Source organism: Thalassospira marina (assembly GCF_002844375.1).
In the GTDB taxonomy this organism is placed as follows: Bacteria; Pseudomonadota; Alphaproteobacteria; order Rhodospirillales; family Thalassospiraceae; genus Thalassospira; species Thalassospira marina.
This window is the reverse complement of record NZ_CP024199.1, coordinates 1,832,589-1,855,705: the sequence shown is the minus strand read 5'-3', so window position 1 is coordinate 1,855,705 and position 23,117 is coordinate 1,832,589. Positions and strand designations below refer to the sequence as shown.

20 protein-coding genes are annotated in these 23,117 nt (G+C 54.2%); 8 read left to right on the top strand and 12 right to left on the bottom strand.

Features of this window, described 5'->3' with window-relative positions:
• Positions 1-112: 112 nt before the first annotated feature.
• From CSC3H3_RS08440 to CSC3H3_RS08430, 3 genes are all read right to left on the bottom strand, one after another.
• Positions 113-1,438, bottom strand: coding sequence for a molybdopterin molybdotransferase MoeA (locus tag CSC3H3_RS08440; protein ID WP_101284560.1), 1,326 nt, complete (start codon positions 1,436-1,438; stop codon positions 113-115).
• Between the two features lie 145 nt (positions 1,439-1,583).
• Positions 1,584-3,314 (bottom strand): ABC transporter permease, encoded by a 1,731-nt coding sequence (locus CSC3H3_RS08435; protein ID WP_245881375.1) that lies wholly within the window; start codon positions 3,312-3,314, stop codon positions 1,584-1,586.
• A 21-nt stretch (positions 3,315-3,335) separates the two neighbouring features.
• The gene (locus tag CSC3H3_RS08430) at positions 3,336-4,349 is read right to left on the bottom strand and encodes a Fe(3+) ABC transporter substrate-binding protein (protein WP_101266163.1); all 1,014 of its coding nucleotides are present in this window, start codon (positions 4,347-4,349) and stop codon (positions 3,336-3,338) included.
• A gap of 272 nt (positions 4,350-4,621) precedes the next feature.
• Between CSC3H3_RS08430 and CSC3H3_RS08425 the strand changes: the two genes are divergently transcribed.
• Together CSC3H3_RS08425 and CSC3H3_RS08420 are read left to right on the top strand one after the other, a co-directional pair.
• On the top strand, positions 4,622-5,278 hold the full coding sequence (locus CSC3H3_RS08425; RefSeq protein ID WP_101284558.1) for a sulfotransferase family 2 domain-containing protein: 657 nt from the start codon (positions 4,622-4,624) through the stop codon (positions 5,276-5,278).
• A 128-nt stretch (positions 5,279-5,406) separates the two neighbouring features.
• Positions 5,407-5,997, top strand: coding sequence for an RBBP9/YdeN family alpha/beta hydrolase (locus CSC3H3_RS08420; protein ID WP_101284557.1), 591 nt, complete (start codon positions 5,407-5,409; stop codon positions 5,995-5,997).
• A gap of 90 nt (positions 5,998-6,087) precedes the next feature.
• Here CSC3H3_RS08420 and CSC3H3_RS08415 read toward each other — a convergent pair whose 3' ends face one another.
• Entirely contained in the window at positions 6,088-6,918 is an 831-nt protein-coding gene (locus CSC3H3_RS08415; protein WP_101284556.1) for a 3'-5' exonuclease, read from the bottom strand.
• A gap of 366 nt (positions 6,919-7,284) precedes the next feature.
• On the opposite strand from CSC3H3_RS08415, the gene CSC3H3_RS08410 reads away from it, so the two are divergent.
• Positions 7,285-8,325: an ABC transporter substrate-binding protein gene (locus tag CSC3H3_RS08410; protein WP_101266171.1), complete on the top strand. Its 1,041-nt coding sequence runs from the start codon at positions 7,285-7,287 to the stop codon at positions 8,323-8,325.
• Positions 8,326-8,500: 175 nt separating this feature from the next.
• Here the strand turns inward: CSC3H3_RS08410 and CSC3H3_RS08405 are convergent, their stop codons facing one another.
• Complete coding sequence (locus CSC3H3_RS08405) at positions 8,501-9,004, bottom strand: MarR family winged helix-turn-helix transcriptional regulator (RefSeq protein ID WP_101284555.1); 504 nt, start codon at positions 9,002-9,004, stop codon at positions 8,501-8,503.
• Between the two features lie 228 nt (positions 9,005-9,232).
• Here CSC3H3_RS08405 and proV point away from each other — a divergent pair, with 228 nt between their 5' ends.
• The 3 genes from proV to proX all read left to right on the top strand — a co-directional run bounded on the left by proV (position 9,233) and on the right by proX (position 12,634).
• Entirely contained in the window at positions 9,233-10,438 is a 1,206-nt protein-coding gene (gene proV, locus CSC3H3_RS08400) for a glycine betaine/L-proline ABC transporter ATP-binding protein ProV (protein WP_101266175.1), read from the top strand.
• On the top strand, positions 10,431-11,555 hold the full coding sequence (gene proW, locus CSC3H3_RS08395; RefSeq protein WP_101266177.1) for a glycine betaine/L-proline ABC transporter permease ProW: 1,125 nt from the start codon (positions 10,431-10,433) through the stop codon (positions 11,553-11,555). Before proV ends, proW begins: the two co-directional genes overlap by 8 nt.
• A gap of 62 nt (positions 11,556-11,617) precedes the next feature.
• On the top strand, positions 11,618-12,634 hold the full coding sequence (gene proX, locus CSC3H3_RS08390) for a glycine betaine/L-proline ABC transporter substrate-binding protein ProX (protein WP_101266179.1): 1,017 nt from the start codon (positions 11,618-11,620) through the stop codon (positions 12,632-12,634).
• A gap of 164 nt (positions 12,635-12,798) precedes the next feature.
• Here the strand turns inward: proX and CSC3H3_RS08385 are convergent, their stop codons facing one another.
• Together CSC3H3_RS08385 and CSC3H3_RS08380 are read right to left on the bottom strand one after the other, a co-directional pair.
• On the bottom strand, positions 12,799-14,481 hold the full coding sequence (locus CSC3H3_RS08385) for a methyl-accepting chemotaxis protein (protein WP_172963408.1): 1,683 nt from the start codon (positions 14,479-14,481) through the stop codon (positions 12,799-12,801).
• Between the two features lie 106 nt (positions 14,482-14,587).
• Positions 14,588-15,178 (bottom strand): PDC sensor domain-containing protein, encoded by a 591-nt coding sequence (locus CSC3H3_RS08380; protein ID WP_215907569.1) that lies wholly within the window; start codon positions 15,176-15,178, stop codon positions 14,588-14,590.
• 323 nt (positions 15,179-15,501) lie between these two features.
• Here CSC3H3_RS08380 and CSC3H3_RS08375 point away from each other — a divergent pair, with 323 nt between their 5' ends.
• Positions 15,502-16,368 carry an ABC transporter permease gene (locus CSC3H3_RS08375; RefSeq protein WP_101284553.1) on the top strand — a complete coding sequence of 289 codons (867 nt, stop codon included), beginning with the start codon at positions 15,502-15,504 and terminating at the stop codon, positions 16,366-16,368.
• The gene (locus CSC3H3_RS08370; protein WP_101284552.1) at positions 16,365-17,390 is read left to right on the top strand and encodes a quaternary amine ABC transporter ATP-binding protein; all 1,026 of its coding nucleotides are present in this window, start codon (positions 16,365-16,367) and stop codon (positions 17,388-17,390) included. Before CSC3H3_RS08375 ends, CSC3H3_RS08370 begins: the two co-directional genes overlap by 4 nt.
• Positions 17,391-17,480: 90 nt before the next feature.
• Here CSC3H3_RS08370 and rfbC read toward each other — a convergent pair whose 3' ends face one another.
• The 5 genes from rfbC to CSC3H3_RS08345 all read right to left on the bottom strand — a co-directional run bounded on the left by rfbC (position 17,481) and on the right by CSC3H3_RS08345 (position 23,048).
• The gene (gene rfbC, locus CSC3H3_RS08365; RefSeq protein ID WP_101284551.1) at positions 17,481-18,125 is read right to left on the bottom strand and encodes a dTDP-4-dehydrorhamnose 3,5-epimerase; all 645 of its coding nucleotides are present in this window, start codon (positions 18,123-18,125) and stop codon (positions 17,481-17,483) included.
• Positions 18,126-18,148: 23 nt separating this feature from the next.
• The gene (locus CSC3H3_RS08360; protein ID WP_101284550.1) at positions 18,149-19,342 is read right to left on the bottom strand and encodes a hypothetical protein; all 1,194 of its coding nucleotides are present in this window, start codon (positions 19,340-19,342) and stop codon (positions 18,149-18,151) included.
• A gap of 94 nt (positions 19,343-19,436) precedes the next feature.
• Positions 19,437-20,639 (bottom strand): polysaccharide pyruvyl transferase family protein, encoded by a 1,203-nt coding sequence (locus tag CSC3H3_RS08355; protein ID WP_245881345.1) that lies wholly within the window; start codon positions 20,637-20,639, stop codon positions 19,437-19,439.
• A gap of 104 nt (positions 20,640-20,743) precedes the next feature.
• Entirely contained in the window at positions 20,744-21,739 is a 996-nt protein-coding gene (galE, locus tag CSC3H3_RS08350; protein ID WP_101266190.1) for a UDP-glucose 4-epimerase GalE, read from the bottom strand.
• Positions 21,740-21,860: 121 nt separating this feature from the next.
• Entirely contained in the window at positions 21,861-23,048 is a 1,188-nt protein-coding gene (locus CSC3H3_RS08345) for a polysaccharide pyruvyl transferase family protein (RefSeq protein WP_101284549.1), read from the bottom strand.
• Between the last annotated feature and the right edge of the window lie 69 nt (positions 23,049-23,117).

Here is a 23,117-nt window from a genome sequence, read left to right as displayed (position 1 = left end):
CCTCACGCATCGCCCGATTGCAGCTTTACAATGTGCGCGCGAGGCATATGGCTTCAATGATATGGATCAGTCGCAAAATTTATTGCGCAAAATCGCCGGATAATTCGACAGTCTAAAATGCCTGCAAACCGGCAAAGGCAATATATTCCACAATTTCGCCCTGCTGGACGCTGCCGCGGTTTTCCGCCAGTTCGATCAAGCCTTCGGCCCAGACCATGGATGAAAGAACACCTGAACTGCTGGAATGAAATGGCAGGGCCACCAGTTGCCCATTGCCATTGCGGTGCAGGCGCGCACGCAGCCATTCGCGCCGGCCTGTGCCCCGTTTAAGGTTAAAGCCAGCCGGGACCGGGAACCGCACGGCTGCACGGTCTTCATTGCGCGCACCCATCATATGCAGCAGCAACGGCACGGCATATAACAGCCCGGAAACCATAACCGAGACCGGATTACCCGGCAGGCCCAGCACCAGACAATCGCCAATGCGACCACGCATCAAGGGTTTACCGGGTTTGATTGCCAGTTTCCAGGCATGAATTTCGCCAAGGGAATCAACAACCGGTTTTAAAAGGTCGGCCTTGCCAACCGAAACCCCGCCCGATGTCAAAATCACATCGTGATGTTGCGCAGCATCGGCCAGCGCAGTTTGCAACACCGTAAAATCATCGCGCAGCAGGCCAAGGTCTGTTACATCGCAACCAATGGCGCGCATCATACCGATCATGGCGAAACGGTTGCTGTCATAAATGCCACCCGGCGGCAGTTCACCGCCCTGTGCGGCCAGTTCATCCCCCGTGGAAAAAACAGCAACCCGCAAGGGCCGTGCAACCACCAGATGCGCCCTGCCCTGGCCTGCCGCCACGGCAACGTCCTGCGGGCGCAACCGTTTGCCAGCAGGCAAAATAACCATGCCCTGTTTTACATCTTCGCCCGCGCGGCGAATGTTATCGCCATGGCGAAGGCGGTCAATGGCGGCACGTTCAATGCGAATTTCGCTTTCATCGGCATTGGCGGTGACATTTTCCTGAATGATGACGGCATCGACCCCAGCGGGGATGGCGGCACCCGTTGCAATGCGAATGGCGCGCCCAACGGGAATTTCACCTGCAAAGGGATGGCCCGCCAGCGACACACCGGCAACCGGCATTGTCACATCGCCTTTTTGCGGTAATGCTGCCATATCCGCCAGTCGCAGCGCATACCCATCCATGGCCGAATTATCGACTGACGGGACATTGACCGCCGCAATCACGTCTTCGCGCAAAATGGCCCCAAAACAATCGGTCAGATCACGGGTTTCGATCAAATCGGAAACAGCGACCTGTTCGCAGGCAAGACGCAAGGCAACATCAAGCGGGGTCAGGCCCGGCTGGCTGCCAATGTCCGCCACGACCTTCGCGCCGGAACCCGAAACAGATGCAGCGTTTTTTTCTGCCATGTCGCCATCCTTAAACCGGAAAATCAAATGCTGCTATCTGATAGCCTGTTCGTTCCGGCCAGCACAAGTTTGAAGGTGATGCCCCAACCATCCCGGCACGTTTGCAGCGCGGCCGGAACGGTTGCACCGGTTACGTCACGAAAGATCAGTTACTATGACCGGGACGCGAACGGGAAATGGCACGGCTTAACATCACCACCGGTATCACGCCCACCAGCACAATGGTCAGCGCGCCAAGGGCGGCCTGTTCGATCATTTCATCCTTGGCATACTGGTAAACATGAGTTGCCAGGGTATCGAAGTTGAAGGGCCGCAAAATAAGCGTCGCGGGCAGTTCCTTCATCGAATCAACAAAAACCAGCACGCAAGCCGCCAAAATACCACCGCGCACCAGTGGGAAATGGATACGCCGTAACGTACCAAAGGGTGTTTCACCAAGGGTGCGGGCCGCATCATCCATGCTGGGACGGACCTTGCCCAATGCCGCCTCGATCGAGCCATAGGACACTGCCATGAACCGCACGCTATAGGCAAAAACGATGGCAAAGATGGTGCCGCTGAGCAAAAGCCCGGTCGAAATACCAAAATTATCGCGCAGGAAACCATCAATTGCATTATCCAGGCCAGCAAACGGCACCAGAACCCCAATTGCCAGCACCGCACCAGGCACAGCATACCCCACCGATGCCAAACGAATGCAGGCACGTAGGGCTGGTTTGGGGAACAGGCGCAAGGCATAAGCCAAAAACAGCGCAGCCCCCACCGCCATCAATGTAGCCAGCCACGAAACCAGCAGGCTGTTACGGGCAAATTCAAAAAAGTCACTGGTCCAGGACTGGTCAAAATAACCAACGGAATAATAAATCAGGACCAGCGCGGGAATGACAAAACCCAGCACAATCGGCAATGAACAGATCAGCAAAGCCGCCGTTTTCGCGCCAAGACCCAATTCGTATCCCGGCAGTTCCTGAAACCGTGATGTTGTATCGTGAAAACGCTGGCGACGGCGGGAATAACGCTCGGCAACGATCAGCACCACAACCACAACCAGCATGGTCAGCGCGATTTGCGCCGCCCCACCGGCATTGCCCATACCCAGCCACACATTGAAAATGCCAGCCGTCAGGGTATGAACGGCAAAGAAATCGATGGTGCCAAAATCGTTCAGGGTTTCCATCAGGGCGATGATCACGCCCACAACAATGGCCGGACGCGCAAGCGGCAGGGCCACGGTGACAAAGGCATTCCAGGGGCCACGGCCCAAAACCCGCGCGGCTTCCAGCACGCACACCGATTGCGACAGAAAGGCCGCACGCGCCAGCATATAAACATAGGGATAAAGGGTCAGGCTTAGCACCAAAATCGCGCCGCCCTTGGTGCGGATGTCAGGGAACCAGTAATCACGCGCGCTTTCAAACCCGAACCATCCGCGAATGGTGCCCTGCACCGGCCCCGCATATTCCAGAAGGTCAGTATAGACATAGGCAACGATATAGGCTGGCACCGCCATGGGCAGCAGCATTGCCCATTCAAAAAACCGTTTGCCCGGCAGGCGGCACATCGTCACCACCCAGGCCGACGAAACCCCCATAAGCGTCACGCCAATCCCCACCCCGATCATCAGAATAAAGGTATTGGACAGGTAACGCGGCAACATGGTCGACGCCAGATGCGGCCAGATATTTTCGGTTGGAAACAGCGCCAGATACACAACAGCCACAATCGGGGCTGCGACCAGCAGGGCAATAACCATTGCCCCACCCAGCCACCAGGAAGACTGCCCCTGTGGCCACCAGCGCATGGAACGCACCAAAGGGCGGCTGTTAAGCGGGTCAAACGTCTCGCTGGAGCCAGACGCGCGGTAATCCTGTTTCACTGCCAAAATGCACCGGCGCCGTTATTCGTTGAAACCAACTTCGTCGATCATGCGAATGGCATCACCGCGCAGGCTGGCAACTTCGTTAAGCGGCAATTCATCGGCGGTGAAATGCCCCCAGGATGAAACCATTTCCGACCATTCCACACCCGGTTTGACCGGATATTCAAAATTGACTTCGGCATACATGTGCTGGGCTTCGTCGCCCGACAGGAATTCAACCAGCTTGATGGCGTTTTCACGGTTGGGCGCATTTTTCATCAGCGCAACGCCGGAAATATTTACATGCGTACCGCGATCATCCTGATTGGGGAATACAATGCGCACCTGTTTGGCAGCATCGGCCTTGTTCGGATCATCCAGCATTTTGCCGTAATAATAGGAATTGCCAATCGCAACGTCACACACACCTTGCGAAACGGCTTCGATCTGGTCGATATCGGCACCCTGCGGTTTGCGGGCCAGATTATCCTTTAAGCCGGTCAGCCATTCCTTGGCCTTTTCCGGGCCATGATGGGCGATCATGGATGCAACCAGGGCGATGTTATAAACATGCATACCCGAACGGATGCAGACACGCCCTTTCCATTTCGGGTCAGCCAGTTCTTCATAGGTTTTAATTGCGCCCGGTTCGATCCGGTCAAGTGATGTATAAATAACGCGCGCGCGCGTGGTAAGGCCCACCCACTGGGCATCCTTGTCACGGTATTGTGCGGGGATATTCTGTTCGATCACATCGCTGGTCAGCGACTGGGTCACACCAGCATCGACAGCATCCTGAATACGGCCGATATCAACCGTCAACAACAGGTCAGCCGGGCTGTTGCGGCCTTCGTGTTTTACACGTTCAACCAGGCCGCTTTGCGAAAACAGCGTGTTTACGCGAATACCGGTTTCTTCGGTAAATTTCTTGAACATCGGCTTGATCAGGAAAGGTTGGCGCAATGAATAGACATTCACTTCCTGCGCGGCCTGTGCGACGGAGCATGAAACGGTTGCTATCGCCAGTCCAAGGATGATTTTTCGCAGGTTCATGAAGGCTCTCCTGATCGTTCCGTCAATGACAATGGGAATGAAAAACATTCGCAGGGCGCGAAATTACCGTCTCATTGTCCTGATTGGCAAGGCACAATCACACCGATCACAGCATTGTGGGCAATATAACCTGCACCACAAATCCAGCCCCACTGCCTCTATCGACCATTTTCCCCTTAAAAACACTTCACAACATACTGTTTTAAAACGTCTTTAATTGTAAACTTTTTTTACCTGACCATGCTTCAAAGCGCCCAGAAACAGGACCAATCTTGCCCCCATCACCCCAATATCTGTTTCACCATATTCCCAAATGTGGTGGCAATAGCTTGCGTATTGCGTTCGCCCAGTGGTTTTTAATCACCTATGACTATCGCGAGCGACCACACCGCCACTTTGAAGCCCAAACACCCGCCGATTTCGCCCAAAACAGGCTGGACCGCTCAAACCTGCGCGATCATCACCTCCTATGCGGGCATTTTGACACCGAAGGTGCCTATTTATGGCAACGTTACCCGGCAGTTTATGGCGACCAGACACGCCTGATCACGTTTTTGCGCCACCCGCTGGAACGGGCGATTTCGCATTATTTTTATGGCCGCAAAACCGGCCGGTTGCCGATTAAGGAAAACAGCCTGGAAGAATTTCTGCTGGCTTGCCAAAACCCGATGGCAAAGCTGTTATCGCCCGCCCCCGAAAACGCCTGGCAAATCCTTGCACCTTACTGGTTTGTTGGAACCCTGGAAAACATTGATGCCGACCTGAACGAATTTGCCCGGCGCCTTCATCGGGCACCGCCTGTTGCGCAAAGTTATCATGTCAACCAAACCAGCCGCCCGCCCTATGATTTAAGCCCGGAAATTCTGGCGATATTCAAGGCCAATAATGCACTGGATTTTGCCCTGTTTGAACGGGCAGCGGGCCGGTAAAAAACCCGTAATTTCACAGCCTTCCAGTGCAGTTAGCTTGACGAAAACGATGTTGCCGGATACTGCAGGACGCCTGCGATAAATCAGCATTCCGCGACCGATTTGGTCATATATCTGGAGAATACAGAATGGCGAACCAGCCAGCGGACGTAAGAGTAATCGTGCTTCATGGTGCCCATGGCGGGCCTGATACCAACTGGTTTCCATGGCTTCATGCCGAGCTGGAAAACCGCGGGATCGAGGTGATCCGCCCGACCTTCCCCACCCCCGAAGGCCAATCCCTGTCGGCCTGGATGACGGTTTATGATGAAACCATCAAATCCCTACCGGAAAAACCGACCATCCTTGTGGGTCACAGCCTGGGATCAGCCATGACATTGCGTGTGGTGGAACAGGCAACAAAACCCTTTGTCGGCACCTTCATCACATCGGCCTTTGTCGGCGCGCTGGGCCTGCCCGATTATGACCCGATCAACCAGTCTTTTTTCGATGACCCGTTTGACTGGGCAGGCATTTGCGCCCGCAAAGGGGCAGCACATGGCTCATGGGCCGGGGATGATGACCCCTATGTACCACTGGAACGCAGCCAGCAGGTTGCCGACCTGCTGCAAACATCGCTGGAAGTTATTCCCGGTGGTGGCCACTTGAACCGCGAAACCGGCTTTAATGCCTTTCCGCAAGTCCGCGATGCCATATTGTCCGCCTGCCAACAGGCTTAATCGACACATTACACATCAGCTGCCATAAAATTACGGCCCGGCTTTACCACCGGGCCGTTCTATTGGGCGCTATTGCCGTGCACAACGGCATCAAAGCACGTTAAACGAACCGCGGCTTGAGGTCCGCCAGGCTTCCAGAAACTCGGCATAGGCGGGAATATCCCCTGCCCGTTCTTCCAGCCAGGCCACGGTCAGATTGATGGCATGGTTATAGCCATCATGATCTGACAGGCCGGTATGCAGCACATAGCGCAAATACAGCAAATAGGTATTTAAGACGTCTGTTTCGCAATAACGGCGAATACCATCGATCTCGCCAGCATCAAACATATCGGCAACCTTGCTGCCATCGACACCGGTTTTACCAGGCAAATCAAGGGCGGCGCACACCTCGTTCATTTTTGTGCGCGCCGATGCGCCGTAATCCGATAAAACTTCGGCCAGGTCGCAATGCCAGTTGGGCGCATAACGCGATGTGTAATTTTCCCATTTATTGGCCGACTGGTGTAGCCAGCGCGCCGAAACACCATGTTTCATGGCACGGTATTTCAAAACCGGCAGATCAAACCCGCGCCCGTTAAAGCTGACAAGCCGGGGATAAAGTTTGCCGCAATAGGCAAAGAAACCGGCAACAAGGTCCTTTTCCTCGCTGGTCAGATCACCGCCTGATCGTAATTCTTCGATTTCATAGGTTTCAAGGTTGCCGTCACGCTGAATGGTGGCGCGCAGGAAACTGATGGCAACAACCTTGTGAAATGGCTGGCGGGCAAAGCCATTGCGCCCGTCTGTAATATCCAGATGGTATTGTTCCAGCATTTTGCGGCCGGTTTCCGGGTCCGGGGCGGTTTCGCCAGTCAGATTTGGCAAAACATCGGTATCGGGGACCGTTTCAATATCGAAAACAAACAGGCTGTCATGCATGGGGCGGGGTTGCTCCAGTTATGGGCGCAGGTGGCGGGATTTGCCCCACCATATACCCGAACGGCCCGCCATTAACAGGCCTGATCAGGATGGAAACTGTCAAATGGCCCGATCTGCTGCCGTGTTTTGGCATTGGTCTACTGCCAGTTCCTGCAACCTGCTGACACATCCTGTCAATATTACCCGGATCAAAGGTTGCATAACCCAAAACCGGGCGGCTAAACTTTTGCCATGACTGTATCAGGCTGCCAGTTACCGGCATGAACGATCACAGCGGGAACCAAAGCCCGTCTTTGTTCGTATCATACCGGCCGGCTGGCACATGATGCGCTTCCGGACCGTAAAAAATGTCGAGGAACACAGAAAATGAAATTCCTGCCCGCCGGAGCCGCAGCGCTGATGGCCATTGGCATCGGCCTTTCCCTTCAATTTGGTGCAACACCGGCCCAGGCGGCCGATGCATCCTGCGAAATTGACCGCCCGGTGATGTTTGCCGGGCTTAATTATGACAGCGCCCTTTTTCACAATGCGGTCGCGCGTTACATCATTGAAAAAGGTTATGGCTGCCAAACCGATGCCCTGCCCGGCGAAACCATTCCGCTGTTAACGGGCGCGGGCAAAGGCGACATTGATGTTGTTATGGAAATCTGGCGCGATAACGTGGCCGATGCCTGGAAAAAGGCCGAAGCCGCCGGAACCGTAAAACAGATTGGCGTTAATTTTGACGACGCAGTTGAAGGATGGTTTGTGCCCAGCTTTGTCATCAAGGGTGACAAGGAACGTGGCATTGAACCAATGGCCCCCGACCTGAAATCGGTTTCGGACCTGCCAAAATATACCAAGCTGTTTGAAGATGCCGAAGAACCCGGCAAAGGCCGTTTTTACAACTGCCCGTCGGGCTGGGTATGTGAAAAGGTCAACACCAACAAGCTGGCGGCCTATGGCCTTGATGACAGCTACACCAATTTCCGCCCGGGCACCGGTGCTGCACTATCGGCGGCCATTGCATCGGCCAATAAACGCGGCGAGCCGATCCTGTTTTATTATTGGGGTCCGACCTGGGTTATGGGCCTTTATGACAGCGTAAAACTGGAAGAACCGGCCTATAACAAGGAAATTTTCGACAAGCTGAAAGATGGCAGCGATACCAGCAAGGCAACTGCCTATCCGCAAAGCACGGTAACGGTTGGTGTGAATACCGATTTCATGAAATCGGCACCGAAGCTGACGGAATTTTTGTCGAATTACCACACCAGCAGTGCCCTGGTTTCGGAAATGCTGGCCTATATGCAGGATGAAGGCGAAAAACCCGAAGGGGCCGCCGAATATTTCCTGAAAGAAAAACAGGATGTCTGGAGCAAATGGGTCCCGGCGGATGTTGCACAACGGGTAAAAGACAGCCTGTAAGCATACCAGGCAGAAAGCACATGTTTATAACCGTGTGCGACTGCCGATATCCAAATTCCTGAACCATCCCGCGGGGCAGTCACTGGCTGCCCCTTTTTTTATTTTTAGTTTTGAAACAAAACCCGATCCCGGGCGTTAGCATTTATCATGGCAGCAAAACAATTGACCGCGCGCATCACGATGTTGCCCGGTCCTGTCCCTGACGGCGGCCCGTAGGCGGACGCGGATCAACCTCGTCCCCTTCCATTAGCATGGCAATTTTCTTTAGTGATGTAACGATGCGACCGCGTTCGTTATCCTTTAATTCTTCGAAGCGATCCATAAAATCATCATCAAGCAAAGGCGGCGTATTGCGGATCATATCCGCACCCTTATCGGTCAGACAGCTATTTACCACACGCTTGTCGGCTGCATTGCGGGTCCGGCGGACAAAATTGCGTTCCTCCAGCCGGTTAAGAATGGTGGTTACTGTCGCCTGGCTTAGCGATACATGCCGTGAAATTTCCTTGACGGTGACTTCGCCAAGTTCCTCGATCGCAAGCAAAACCACCAATTGCGGCACCGTTAGACCACACACCTTCATCACATGTTTTGAATGCAGGTCCGATGCACGGATGATCTGGCGCAGCGCCACCAGCACATCGAGTGAATCGCGCCGTTTTTGCTGTTCTGATGTCATCTGGTCGTTTCCCCAGTCTTTAAAACGGGGTCAACCTAGCCGACTTTTAATTTGACATCAAATGTTTTGAATTGTAACTATCTTGCTGTGTAATGTGACGGTGCTTGGGGAAGTGATCGTACTGGCCACGACCATTCAGGCCAGCCAACCACAAAACGAACAGCATTGGCCGCCGGAATATGCCGGGCGGTTTTGCGCTGTTCGTCCGAAAGAAACCGACAGGGGACCATGACTGATAAAATCGTTGTAAAAGACCTGTATAAAGTCTTTGGCGACCACCCCGAACAGGCCATGAAAATGGTTCGTGACGGCATCGACAAAGCCGATATTTTTGAAAAAACGGGCCAGACTGTTGGCGTTTGCGGTGCGAATTTTACCGTCCGTGAAGGCGAAATATTCGTGGTGATGGGGCTTTCGGGCTCTGGCAAATCCACGCTTGTCCGTTTGCTCAACCGCCTGATCGAACCCACCGCCGGACAGGTCCTGTATGACGGGGTCGATATTGCGGCGATGAATGCCCAGGAACTGATGAATTTGCGCCGTCGCGACATGTCGATGGTGTTCCAGTCCTTTGCACTGATGCCGCATCTTTCTGTTGTTGATAATGCCGCCTTTGGCCTCGAACTGGCCGGTGTCCCTGCCGAGGAACGCCAGAAACGCGCCCTTGATGCGCTGGAACAGGTGGGCCTGCGTGCCCAGGCGGATTCCTACCCCGATGAACTTTCCGGTGGGATGCAGCAGCGTGTCGGCCTTGCCCGCGCCCTTGCCAATGACCCCGCCGTCATGCTGATGGATGAAGCGTTTTCCGCCCTTGATCCGCTTATTCGTGCGGAAATGCAGGACGAGCTTCTGATCCTGCAGCGCGAACATAAACGCACCATCATTTTTATCTCGCACGACCTTGATGAAGCCATGCGCATCGGTGATCGCATTGCGATCATGCAGGGCGGCATTGTTGTGCAGGTGGGCACTCCCGAGGAAATCCTTAACAATCCTGCCAATGACTATGTCAAATCCTTCTTCCGGGGGGTGGATGTATCGACCATCCTGACGGCAAAGGACATTGTTTCCAAACGTGAAACCACTGTGATCGAGCGCGAGGGCGTTGGCCTTAAAACCGCACAACGCCGCCTTGAAACGGAAAACCGCGATTTTGGTTATATCGTTGGCAGCAACATGGAATTTCACGGCGTCATTTCGCAGGAAAGCGTTGAACGCGCGATCAAGGCCGGGGCCGAACGCCTGTCGGCGGCCTTCCTGCCCGATATTGAAGCCGTAACCGAAGACACGCAGCTTTCCGAACTGATCGGCAAGGTCGCCCATGCGCCTTGCGGCGTCCCGGTGGTAACCGGCGGCGGGCAATATACCGGTGTGATCAGAAAAGCGAAATTACTGGCAACGCTTGACCCGGAAGGAGACGTAACCAATGGCTGATAACAGCAATCCGTGGGCAAGTGGCGGGCAATCCGGCGCCGGAACCAGCGCTGCCGACAGCGCAACATCAGGCGGCGGCGATGCCGCATCCTCGGCGGCATCAAACCCGTGGGGCACGCCAGATCCATCCGCGGGCAGTGGCGTTTCCGATACGGCGGGTGACTGGCTTTCAAATGCGGCACCAGCCCCGGAACATCATTTCAATATTCTGCAGCCGTTCCATGACGCGCTATTTCCGGTTGATGTCTGGGTCAATAATGGTCTGGACTGGGTTGTTAACAATTTCCGTGGTTTTTTCCAGGCGATCCGCTGGCCGATTGATGCGGTTCTGACCGGTGTTCAAACTGGTTTGCAGGCCACCCCGGCGCTGCTGGTCATCGTGGTGATGGCGCTTCTGGCATGGCAGCTTTCGGGCCGCAAACTTGCCATAGGCACACTTATCTCCATGGTTGCGGTTGGTGTTATTGGTGCCTGGTCCGAGGCCATGATCACGCTGGCACTGGTCCTTACATCGGTTCTGTTCTGCGTGATTATCGGCCTTCCGACCGGCATCTGGCTGGCACGGAATGAACGGGCATCAAACATTGTTCGCCCGGTGCTTGATGCCATGCAAACCACCCCGGCTTTTGTCTATTTGGTACCGATTGTCATGCTGTTTGGCATCGGCAATGTGCCGGGTGTTGTCGTGACCATCATTTTCGCCCTACCCCCGCTGATCCGCCTGACGATCCTTGGCATTCGCCAGGTTCCCGGCGACCTGGTGGAAGCCGCCCGTTCCTTTGGCGCCAGCCCAAAACAGCTTCTGTTTCGTGTGCAGTTGCCGCTTGCCATGCCAACCATCATGGCTGGCGTAAACCAGACCCTGATGCTTGCCCTTTCGATGGTGGTGATTGCCTCCATGATCGCGGTTGGCGGTTTGGGCCAGATGGTTCTGCGCGGTATTGGCCGCCTCGATATGGGTCTGGCCACCGTGGGCGGCATTGGCATTGTTCTGCTGGCGATCGTGCTGGACCGCATGACCCAGGCGCTTGGCCAGGATCAGCGCAGCAAAGGCACCCGCCACTGGTATCAAACCGGCCCGGTGGGCCTCGTCCGATCCCTTATGGGCAAGAAATAACCGCGCCGCGGTTGCAATAAAGGCTGAATCAACGGCCCAAACCACATAACAAGGAGAAGCCAATGACCATCCTGAAGAAACTTTCCGCCGGTGCTGCGATTGCAGCCACCACCAGCCTGCTGCTGAGCGGCGCCGCCCTTGCCGACAACATGAAACCGGGTGAAGGTGTTGACGTCCAGCCGCTGAAAAGCTCGATTGCGGAAGAAACCTTCCAGACCGATATCGTCATCAAGGCGCTTGAAGAACTGGGTTATAACGTCAAAGACATCCAGGAAATCGAATATGCCACCGGTATTGTTGCCATTGCCAATGGTGACGGCACTTTCATGGCCGATTACTGGGACCCGCTGCATGCCGATTTTTATAAAAATGCCGGCGGCGACGAAAAAATCTATCGCGAAGGCGTATATTCGCCGGGCGCGCTTCAGGGTTATCTGATCGACAAAAAAACCGCTGAAAAATACAACATCAAAAGCATCGATCAGCTTAAAGACCCGAAAATTGCCAAGCTGTTTGACATCAATGACGATGGCAAAGCCGACCTGGCCGGTTGTAACCCGGGCTGGGGCTGTGAAAAAGTCATCGAACATCACCTTGATGCCTATGGGCTGCGCGATACGGTTACCCACAATCAGGGTTCCTATTCGGCCATTATCGCCGATACCATCACGCGTTACAAACAGGGTGAACCGATCCTGTATTACACCTGGACCCCGTATTGGGTTTCGGGCGTTCTGGTCCCGGGCAAAGACACCGTCTGGCTGCAGGTTCCGTTCTCGTCCCTTCCGGGTGTGAACAAGGATGCCGATACCGCCCTGCCCGATGGCAGCAACTATGGCTTCCAGGTGAATAACCAGCAGATCATTGCCAACAAGAAATGGGCTGAAGAGAACCCGGCAGCAGCCAAACTGTTCTCGATCATGCAGATTTCGGCCAATGACATCAGTGCTGAAAACCTTCTGATGCGCGACGGCCAGAAATCGGCCGAAGATATCGCCCGTCATGCCGATGCCTGGATCAAAGCAAACCAGAGCAAATTTGACGGCTGGCTGAAAGAAGCCCGCGCTGCCGCCGAATAAGCCTGCTTACCGTCGTCAGATAAAATTCTGACCACCAATATTAAAAACAGCCCGCAGGTTAACGCTTGCGGGCTGTTTTGCGTTTACCGGGGTGGCTTATTCCGGACAAAATTATAGCCCGCAGCACGTGGCTGCGGGCTTTGTTGTTTGCTGCGTATCCAATTTCAGTTGTTTTTACGTATGGATGTCAGAAACAGATTAGCGTTCTTTTGCAAATTATGTGCTTCGCCTTCCAGTTCCGCAGATGAGCCACTGACCTGCCGGGTAGCGATCCCCGCATCATGGATGGAGGCGACCACTTCGCCGATATCATCATTCATGTTGCGAATAGCACCGCCTGTTTGATCAATGGTCGCGGTGATTTCATTTGCTGCGCTGCTTTGTTCTTCCATCGCGGCTTCGATATTAAGCGAAACAGCATGTACCTGGCTGATATGTTCGCCAATTTGTCCAATCGCCCCGGCCGCATCCTTTGAAATGCTTTGCACAGATGAAATCTGACGGGTGATTTCCTCGGTCGCGCGGGCGGTTTGATTTGCCAGCGCCTTGACCTCGTTGGCGACCACGGCAAAACCTTTGCCGGCATCCCCTGCCCGTGCCGCTTCGATGGTGGCGTTAAGCGCAAGAAGATTGGTCTGTTCGGCGATATCCTGAATAAGCTGCACCACATCGCCAATTTTACGCGCCTCGACCGACAGGTTGGCAACAGTTTCATCGGTGTGGCGCGTTTGCGAAACGGCTTCTTCAATGGCGCTGCGCGACTGGGCGGCCTGCAGGGAAACGTTATGCAGGGCCCCCCTCAGGCGGTCGGCGGCTTCGGCCACGGATTCCACCCCCTTTGATGCCGTGGCGACACTTTGCAAAACATGGTCGGTTTTTTGCCCGGAAGTATCGGTTGCGGATGAAAGGATGCGCGCATTTTCCGACAGGCCATGGGCCGATTTCAAAACCGATTCAACGATATTGCCCACCGTTTCGCGGAACGACGTTGCCGTTTCATCAAGGCGACGGGCATTTTCCGCCTCATTTTTCGCATCAAGTTCCTTTCGTTCCTGGCGCAGGCGGGCAATACGCTGGCCATTTTCCTTAAAGACCGACAGGGCATGGGCCATTTCGCCCATTTCATCGTGGCGGGCTGCGGCGGGCACATCGACCTGCAGGTTACCATCGGCAATCTTGGTCATGGCGGCCGTCATTGACCGCAGCGGGGTCGCAACGATTTTCTGGATCAGAACAACAAGCAGGATGATGCAAGCTGCCAATAAGACAACGGCAATTTCAGCCTGGCGGAAGGCGTTTTCCTCCATCTCGCGTTCCAAAGACTGGAACGACCAGCCCATCACAATGGCCCCGACAATATCCTGGGTTTTACCGAACCGTGCAGGTTCGGCGATGACCTGCAAATCATTGAACCAGGTTTCCTGGCGTTCGCCACTGGCAACGGCATCATTGCCCAGTTTTGATAATTGTTCGGTCAGGCTGCCATCGGCCTTGGGGGCGACAAAATTGCTCAGGATTTTGCCATCCGCATCGATGGCAACAACAAGGGCCAGGGCCTCGCGCCCATGTGATGTCAGATCACCAAAAGATGCCTCGATCGCATCTGCCTTGCGAAATTTGATTGCCCCGCCATTTTGCGAGGAAATCAGCGACGTCACGATTGAATTACCATCGGCAAGGCGGCTGCGGGCAGAATCAATTGACAGGACAATGCCAACATAAATCGTTGCACAAAAGGCGATGATAACGGTTATCGCAACCGTAAGAACAAGCTTTCCTCGAATGGACCATCCACGACGCTCAAAGGGCGGAATACCCGTTTCACCCAGCGCACTACCATTTTCCATAACCATCTTCCCACTCTTTCCACCCGCAAACCGGGCCCTGGCCCCTTTTTCGCGCGCGCAGATATTATCATTCCCCTTCACGTCACCGTGCAGCCAGCGGCAAAACCTATTCCAGAAGCTCCACATTCAGACCAACGGTCACAGCACCAATAACAGTGCTGCCATCGGCATCAACAATCGGCAGGCTAAGCTGGGACTGGTAAGTCTGGGTGGATTCATCAAGTTCGACTTCGCTAAGATGCATGGCACTGGCCCCGACAAGGAAGGTTTTCTGCCATTTATCCTCGTCGCCCTGCCAGTAATCACTGGTGACATCGCTTTGGCCAACATTCAGGCCCTTATCATCCATCACGAAAACTTCGGTAATCAGGCCTTCGGTTTCATCGGCCTTTTGACGCAGGAATTTGGAAAGATCACGCCCAAGAACCTTGTCAATCAGGGGTTTGTCACTGGCCGAGGTTTCGGCGCGCCATTCGGTATCAAGTTTATCAATATCGGCCTGCGTCAGATTGGCATTTTCAGCGTTCTGCGCCTTGACCGCATCAATCACAGCCGGATCGGACAGCCAGGCTTTGACCTTCGGCGCATAGGCTTCGATCTGCTGTTCAAAGTCATTGGCTCTGGCGACTGAAAAATCAGCCAGAAAGACGGCCGGAGCCATAACAAGCAACGCCAGCATTTTTGATTTGAATGGCATGTTTATCCTCCTTGATACTGATGGATCGTCAAATACGAAACTGACGGTCAAAGTAAATCCGTGTTCTTTTAGTGAAGTGGGGGCGCCCCCTTCAAATTCAACCAAAGATTTTCAAATGCTTTTCACGGCGAGTACTTGAAAACAGCGTTGCAAGTTCCCATCCGGCCAGGCCGATTTCGGGGAACTTTTCAGGTGGGGTGGCGTTGAAGGAGGCTCTCCTGACAACTCCTGACGCAGAAGGGACGATTAAGGGGTGAGTTATCGGCCCATCGTTGCTAGGGTTCTTGTCAAAGCCTTGCCATTAAAAAACGGAAAACAGGTAGATGTTTCCTGACAAGCTGAATATCCCCCTTGGAAAATCGGTAAATGCCCTGGTCGACTGGTTGGTCGTCAATTATGGCGATGCCTTTGAAGCCTTTGCCGATGCCCTGTTAAGCGTTCTGGTCTGGCTTGAGCATTTATTGCGCGCAACGCCCTGGTGGCTGGTGATTGCGATTATTGCCGCCATTGCCTTTCACGCCAGCCGCAGTTGGAAAACCACGCTGGGCCTTGCCTTGGCGATGGTAGCAATTGGCACGCTGGGCCTATGGGACAAGGCAATGCAGACCCTGGCGCTGATGATTATTGCCACCGGCCTTTCGGTGCTTATTGGCATTCCCGTTGGTATTGGCATGGCAATGTCAAACAAGCTGCGTGCCGTGATGGTGCCGCTGCTTGATATGATGCAAACCATGCCAAGCTTTGTTTACCTGATCCCTGCCCTGATGCTGTTTGGCTTGGGAAAGGTGCCTGCCATTCTGGCAACGGTGATTTACGCCGCCCCACCCGTTATCCGCCTGACCGATCTCGGCATCCGGCTGGTGGACAAGGAAGTACTGGAAGCATCGCGCTCCTTTGGCGCCAGCCGTGGCCAGATTTTGTTGGGCGTGCAAGTGCCCCTGGCCCTGCCCAACATTATGGCAGGCATTAACCAAACCACGATGATGTCGATTTCTATGGTGGTTATTGCCTCCATGATTGGCGCGCGCGGCCTTGGCGAACAGGTTTTGACCGGTATTCAGCGCCTTGATGTTGGCCAGGGTGTGGAGGCAGGCATTGCCATTGTGTTGCTGGCCGTGGTGTTTGACCGCATTGGTCAATCCTATGGGCGGAAATCACGCAGCACGACCAAGGCAGGAGACGGGGCATGAGCTATATCGACATTCGCAATATTTACAAAATATTCGGCCCCAACCCGCAAAAGGCGCTGGCAATGGCGCAACAGGGTGAAAACAAGGATGATATCCTTGCCCAAACCGGCCATACGGTGGGGCTAAGCGATGTGTCGCTGTCGATTGAACAGGGCGAAACATTTGTGGTGATGGGGCTTTCAGGGTCGGGAAAATCAACCCTGATCCGGCATTTGAACCGCCTGATTGACCCGACCGCCGGTGAAATCCTGTTTGCGGGTGAGAATATCCTGGAAATGACGACTGCGCGCTTGAATGCCTTTCGCCGGGCAAAGCTGGGCATGGTTTTTCAGCGTTTCGGCCTGCTGCCGCACCGCAATGTCCTTGATAACGTCGCCTATGGTCTGGAAATTCAGAAAACCGACCGGACAAAACGCCAGGACGCCGCACGCAAATGGATCGAACGGGTTGGTTTGGCCGGGTATGAAGACAGCTTCCCCGATCAGCTTTCAGGCGGCATGCAGCAGCGTGTGGGCCTTGCCCGCGCCCTTGCCACCGATCCCGAAGTCTTGCTGATGGACGAAGCCTTTTCCGCATTGGACCCGTTAATCAGAAGCGATATGCAGGATGAATTGATGAAGCTGCAGGGCGAGCTTCACAAGACCATTATTTTCATTACCCATGATCTGGACGAGGCCCTGAAACTGGGCGACCGGATTGCAATTTTAAAGGATGGCGCGCTTATTCAGGTCGGCCGCCCGGAAGAAATTGTCATGCGCCCGGCCGATGATTATGTGCGTGCCTTTACCCGCGATGTAAACCGGTCGCGCGTATTGCGGGCCAAAACCCTGATGATGCCATTGGGAACCGACAGCGACGGGCAAAACACGCATGACTGGCCGATCATTGATGCCAATATGCGCCTGGAAGATATCCTGCCCATTGCCATTGCCTGCCCGGTCGGAATGAATGTGGTCAACCACAACCAGCAACGCATTGGCACCCTTAGCAAGGATCAGGTGATTGCCGCCCTTGCCGCCTGATGGCAGCAACCAACACCGGAAAATCCCCAAAAACAAAAAGGCATGTCACCCCCCAAAAGTGACATGCCTTTTTGCTGGAATATATGCCCCTTACGATGCCTGCATCGGTTGGTAGTCCCACATGTCAACCGGCGCAGGATGGTGCTGGGGGATCGCGACTTCATCCATCAAAAAACCCTGGCTTTCGCTACGGGTTTTCCATTCACCAAAGGAAGGATGATTTTCGTCCTTTTCCGAAATAACAGGCACCATACGGCCCAATTGCCAGTCAATATTCAGTTCCGGGTCATTCCAGACAATGCCACGGTCATGTTCGGGGCTGTAATAATCGCTGACTTTGTAAACCACGGTCGTATCAGGCACCAGGGTACGGAACCCATGGGCAAATCCCGGCGGCACCCAAAGCTGATACCAGTTCTGGTCTGAAAGCTCGATCCGGATATGTTTGCCAAAGGTGGGGCTGTCAGGGCGGATATCAACGGCGACATCCAGAATGGCGCCATGTGTGACCCGCACCAGTTTACCCTGCGCATGCGGGTTCACCTGAAAATGCAGGCCACGAATGGTATTTACCGGCCCGCTGACGGATTGGTTTTCCTGCACCAGGCTGGCATCACCAATGGCGGCGGCAAATTCGTCTTCGCGGAAGGTTTCGGCAAAGGTGCCGCGCGGATCACGATGCTGATTGGGCACAAAAAGCAACGGTCCCTCAATGTCAAATCGATCAAACTGCATGAATACGGTTCCTTGTTGGGGGTCTACTTTTCGTCGCTGGTAAAGCTGATGGGTTGACGCATCAGCTTGCGGGTCATTGCCCATTTGCCGTTCCGTTTTACCGGGACAAGCTTGACGTAAAGCAGGCTGGCCTGCTGGTCCACCGTGCCAAAAATACGATCCTGGCTGTCTTCATCGATAATCGATGGATAGGCAACAAAGGGATCGCCCGGCCCGGCATCGGGTTTCAGGTCGGCTGCCAGCAGAAGCCTTGGCATCGACCAGTTGATCATATCCTTGGACGTTGAATAATAAATGCCGTGTTCGGACGTGCCGTCCTTGTGTTTGCGGCGATGTTTATAAACGGCAATAAAGGTATTACTGGCTTCGTGGCGCACAATGCCGCGAATGGATGTCAGGCCATAGGGGCCAACACGGGCACAATCGGTCTGATAGACTTCCCAGCCATTGTCGGGGGTCAGATGGGCGGCCTCGACAAATTTTTTGCCATCCCATACCTGCCAGCGGCTGGGGTCGGCAGCACTGGCACGCGCCAGGCAATTGCGCGATGATTTCCAGTCCACACCGCGCCGCCAGACGATGGAATACAGATAATCCTTCCAGCGGACGATATTGGTCGCCGTCACGTAGCTTGGCGCGCGCTTGCGATCATCGCGATAGGCCATGGGCGGGGGAAATGGCGCATGATGCGGCGGTTTTGCCTGATAGGTAAAATGCTGGCCGCCATCGCTTGATTTCAGGGTGACAAGGCCATTGATCCAGCAATCGGTGCGCTGGGTGGCGTCCTTACACGGCATATCATGGCGATAGGGCATGAAACTGGCACTGCCCAGTGCATAAACATTTTCGCCGTCATCCGTGTAAATGGCATGCAGCCATGTACGATCATCAAGCATGCCGGGGTCGGCCTTGCCAGCCGCGGCAAAACGGCTGTTGCAATCCTTATGCAGGCTTTCAAGGTCCTGGCCGACAAAGGCGCGATTGCGGAAATTGGGGGCAAACAGCACCATGCGCCCCTGCCCGTCGCGAAAGGCACGCGCCGGGGCATCGGGCAGATGGGAATCATCACAGGCACTGACAGCAGTATCAAACAGCACGCTGTCACGCCCGGCCAGTTGCACATCAAGCGCCTGTGCCCCGGTTGACTGAACAACCCAGGCAGCAGCAACAGCCAGAACGGCACTTCCCAGAAATCCGATAATCGCGTTTCTATGCACTTTTCATATCCGCGCTATGGTCGCTATGGTCGTCCAAAATACGGGCCGGGATGTGCAGGGCATGGAGGGATCCCTGCACATCCCGTCGTCATGGTCACGCCGCCTTGCTCAGGTTTGGGGTCGGGTTCTTACCCAGACGGTGCGCCATGCCGTTCTCATCAAGGAATTTGGTCAAATCCTTGAACCGCTCGGCATAGGTTTTTTCAAACATGCCAAAATCGGCACTGTCCCAGGCTTCCTCAAACGAGAAACGGTCGATATAGCGCCCGTCGACATGCGGAATGCCCAGCGTTTTCACAAATTCACGGGTCCGGGTATCATAGGTGATATAAAGAGCCGGAACCTCGTTTGCCAATGCCAGCAGATTGCCATGCAGGCGGAAGCCGGTAACGGCATCCTGGCGGCATTCGGCATCTTCAAAATCGCTGACCGTTTCAAAAACGCTTAGCGATGAACGATAAAGATCAAGCAGCGGGTCATTTTCGCCATAAAGCCATTTTTCCTTGATCAGGCTGCTTACAGCCTTTTCCATGACCTGCCTGGGGTTATCCACCAGATTGCTGCGCGCATAGAAAATGGCTTTTTCTTCCAGCTCGCCTGCACACAAAATTTCGGTACGGTAATTTTCCGCCAGTGTGCGCAGCATGTAACGCTGCAACATTGCAAAACCATGCGTTTTACGGCGCAGGGTAAAGCCAAGGTTTTTAATCTCGCTGGCTTTGATGCGCGGCAGGTGAAGTTCGGGTTTGCAATGACGGAACGCCGTCGGGCACCCGAAAATACGTACATTTTTAATGCCGATCGAATTCAGTGCCTTGCGTGACAGGGCACCGCGCACGCCAATGGTTTTGGACCGGTCCGCCACCAGTTGCAGGAACCGTTTGGTGGATTCATTGACGTAGTCATCGGAATTGTCCGGCACCTGGACACCAATGCCAAAGGCCATAACCGGCACCTTGGTTTTTTCCAGTACAGCGGTGATTTCATCCCACTGCCCGTTGGTATTGATGTAATTCGAACCGCGCAAAAAGATGTAATCAAGGGTGTTGATCTTTTCGATCTGCTCTTCGCTCAGTCCGCCGCTGCTTTGGCCGTAAATCGGGTAAAGTTCGGCGTAATCAAGAATGCGAAGCGAACTGTCATAGACAAAACAGTCGCCAATATTGGTGAACAGTTCGGTAGCGCGCTGCGGTGCGCCAAAGGTGTGGGTGACAACACCCTTGCCTTCAACCACCTTGCCTGCAGGCATAAGCACGCCGATCCGGGGCTTGCGGCCCGGCTTGATATTTTCAACCATCTGGAAACTCCTGCTCGGGACCGAAATATGCTGCCGTTCCGGCGCATATTTCGGCAATTTGCTCGTTTGTTTTTGTCAGGGTGTTTTCACCCTGTTTTTTAACGTCAGGCTGCGTTGGCCTGGCGCTGTTTCAGGCTTTCTTCCCAGGCAAGTGCATGGGTAACGATGGTATCAAGATTGTCGTATTCCGGTTTCCAGTTCAGCTTTTCGCGAATGCGATCGGCACCGGCAATCAATGCCGCCGGGTCGCCTGCACGGCGTTCGGCAAGGTTCACCGTGAAATCATTTCCCGACACACGTTTAACGGCGTCAATCACCTCGTAGACCGAGAAACCACGACCATAACCGCAATTCATGACATCGCTTTCGCCGCCCTTTTCCAGATATTCAAGGGCCAGCACATGGGCGTTGGCAAGGTCGCTGACATGGATGTAATCGCGAACACAGGTGCCGTCCTTGGTGGCGTAATCATCGCCATACACATCAAGATGGCTGCGAACACCGCTGGCGGCCTGACTGGCGATCTTGATCAGGTGGGTGGCCTTGCGCGATGTCTGCCCTGCCCGGCCTTTCGGGTCGGCACCGGCAACGTTAAAATAACGCAGCGCGACAAAATTCATGTCGTGCGCGACCGATGCATCCTGCAGCATTTTTTCCGTCATCATTTTTGACGTGCCATAGGGCGAAATCGGTTTTGACGGGAAGTCTTCAAGGATCGGGGTTTTGGCCGGTTCGCCGTAAACGCCCGCAGTGGACGAGAAAATGAAATGGCGAACCTTGCTGTCCACGGCGGCCTGTGCCAGGGCCCGGGAATTAACCGTGTTGTTATAGTAGTAATCAAGCGGATAAACGACAGATTCCGGAACGATAATGGAGCCTGCGAAATGCATGATCGCGGTAACGTCATGTTCGCGGATCACGCGCGATACCAGGTCGATATCGCCACAATCACCTTCGACAAAGGCAGCCCCTGCCGGAACAGCCCAGCGATGGCCCTGGCTCAGATTATCAAGAACAACAACTTTGCGCCCTGCATCGAGAAGGGCCAGTGCGGCGTGACTGCCAATATAACCTGCGCCACCGGTAACAAGTACTGTCATTTTAATGCCTCCTTGCAAAGGCGGTCCATATCGGGGTCGGGGAGATTTCTGAATATGAACCGCAGATAATGGGCATTGCCGCCCGCCTGTTTGCAGGCGGCAATGCAGAGGTTCTTTAAAGTCAGGCCACTTTGCGTTGCGGCTGGTTTTGCGGCGCCATCACTTCGGTCATCTTGTGATCGATGTTGTTTTCACTCAGGAAAGTCTGCATTTCGCGATAGGTCTGGAACCAGGCGCGGTTGAATTTGTCAAACAGGGACTGATCCCAGTAATCTTCCAGCACGAAATCCTTCTGCGAGAAGACGTCGTAGCTCGGGATCTGGTAGGTTTCGGCAAATTCGACGGTGCGGCTGTCATAGGTGAAGTAAACCGATGGTACGCCGTTGGACAATGCCATCAGGTTGCCGTGCAGGCGGTAACCCAGCACGCAATCCTTGGTACGAACCAGATCTTCGTAATCCGACACCACATCGGAATAGAACAGCTTTTCGCGGTAAAGCTTTTCCATGGTGTCATCAAGATACCAGTTCTTGACCCAATCATTGTCCTTCAGGGCCTGCATGGCTTCCTGTTTCTGGGCATCCGTCCCGAAGACCAGTTTCTTTTCTTCCGGCTCGCCCTGGGCCATCAGGGTTACGTCAAACCGATTTGCCAGTTCCTTGACCAGATCACGATGGAAGGTCAGGTAACGTTTGATATCCTGCGCATAAGCTGGCGACACCTCGCGGCGCAACGTGACGCCGACATTTTTAACGTCTTCAAGGGCGGGCAGCTTGATGCGCATATTCGGGTTATTGGCACGGAACGCCGTCGGGCAACCGACAATGCGCACATTGGTAATGCCGATATCCCACAGAACCTGTGCGGTATAGGCCCCGCGCACGCCAATTGACGTGGTTGAATCGGCCATCATACGCAGCACGGTTTTGGTTTGTTCGGAAAGTTCCAGCTTGCCCTTTACCGGGGCCTGGGCACCAACACCAAAACCAAGAACCGGCAGTTTCAGGCGTTTTAGAACGGCAATGGTATTGCGCCAGTCCATATGGGAATGGATATAGTTCGAGCCGCGCAGGAAGACGTAATCATATTCTTCGCGCAGACGATCGATATCTTCCATTTTCGGATCGGCAATTGGCAGAACGCCAAGTTTTTCAAAGTTCATCAGCTTGAGCGATGAATCAAACACGAAGGCATCGCCAATATTGTGATAGTGATCGATGCTTTTCTGGACATCGCGGTAATTGTACCAGCGGACACAATCATGGTCGTAGACTTCGCCCGAGGGAATCATTACGAGTACGCGCGCCATGGTTTTTCTCCTTGAAGTTGATGAATGGCAGCTGGTTTTTCCGTTCGCTACCATTCTTTCGCGCTATGG

What these genes read in the sequence shown, in the direction of transcription:
- CSC3H3_RS08440 (WP_101284560.1), bottom strand. Translation starts at nt 1,438, where the DNA reads ATGGCAGAAAAAAACGCTGCATCTGTTTCGGGTTCCGGCGCGAAGGTC.
- CSC3H3_RS08430 (WP_101266163.1), bottom strand. Translation starts at nt 4,349, where the DNA reads ATGAACCTGCGAAAAATCATCCTTGGACTGGCGATAGCAACCGTTTCA.
- CSC3H3_RS08420 (WP_101284557.1), top strand. Translation starts at nt 5,407, where the DNA reads ATGGCGAACCAGCCAGCGGACGTAAGAGTAATCGTGCTTCATGGTGCC.
- CSC3H3_RS08415 (WP_101284556.1), bottom strand. Translation starts at nt 6,918, where the DNA reads ATGCATGACAGCCTGTTTGTTTTCGATATTGAAACGGTCCCCGATACC.
- CSC3H3_RS08410 (WP_101266171.1), top strand. Translation starts at nt 7,285, where the DNA reads ATGAAATTCCTGCCCGCCGGAGCCGCAGCGCTGATGGCCATTGGCATC.
- CSC3H3_RS08405 (WP_101284555.1), bottom strand. Translation starts at nt 9,004, where the DNA reads ATGACATCAGAACAGCAAAAACGGCGCGATTCACTCGATGTGCTGGTG.
- proV (WP_101266175.1), top strand. Translation starts at nt 9,233, where the DNA reads ATGACTGATAAAATCGTTGTAAAAGACCTGTATAAAGTCTTTGGCGAC.
- proW (WP_101266177.1), top strand. Translation starts at nt 10,431, where the DNA reads ATGGCTGATAACAGCAATCCGTGGGCAAGTGGCGGGCAATCCGGCGCC.
- proX (WP_101266179.1), top strand. Translation starts at nt 11,618, where the DNA reads ATGACCATCCTGAAGAAACTTTCCGCCGGTGCTGCGATTGCAGCCACC.
- CSC3H3_RS08385 (WP_172963408.1), bottom strand. Translation starts at nt 14,481, where the DNA reads ATGGAAAATGGTAGTGCGCTGGGTGAAACGGGTATTCCGCCCTTTGAG.
- CSC3H3_RS08380 (WP_215907569.1), bottom strand. Translation starts at nt 15,178, where the DNA reads ATGCCATTCAAATCAAAAATGCTGGCGTTGCTTGTTATGGCTCCGGCC.
- CSC3H3_RS08375 (WP_101284553.1), top strand. Translation starts at nt 15,502, where the DNA reads ATGTTTCCTGACAAGCTGAATATCCCCCTTGGAAAATCGGTAAATGCC.
- CSC3H3_RS08370 (WP_101284552.1), top strand. Translation starts at nt 16,365, where the DNA reads ATGAGCTATATCGACATTCGCAATATTTACAAAATATTCGGCCCCAAC.
- rfbC (WP_101284551.1), bottom strand. Translation starts at nt 18,125, where the DNA reads ATGCAGTTTGATCGATTTGACATTGAGGGACCGTTGCTTTTTGTGCCC.
- CSC3H3_RS08355 (WP_245881345.1), bottom strand. Translation starts at nt 20,639, where the DNA reads ATGGTTGAAAATATCAAGCCGGGCCGCAAGCCCCGGATCGGCGTGCTT.
- galE (WP_101266190.1), bottom strand. Translation starts at nt 21,739, where the DNA reads ATGACAGTACTTGTTACCGGTGGCGCAGGTTATATTGGCAGTCACGCC.
- CSC3H3_RS08345 (WP_101284549.1), bottom strand. Translation starts at nt 23,048, where the DNA reads ATGGCGCGCGTACTCGTAATGATTCCCTCGGGCGAAGTCTACGACCAT.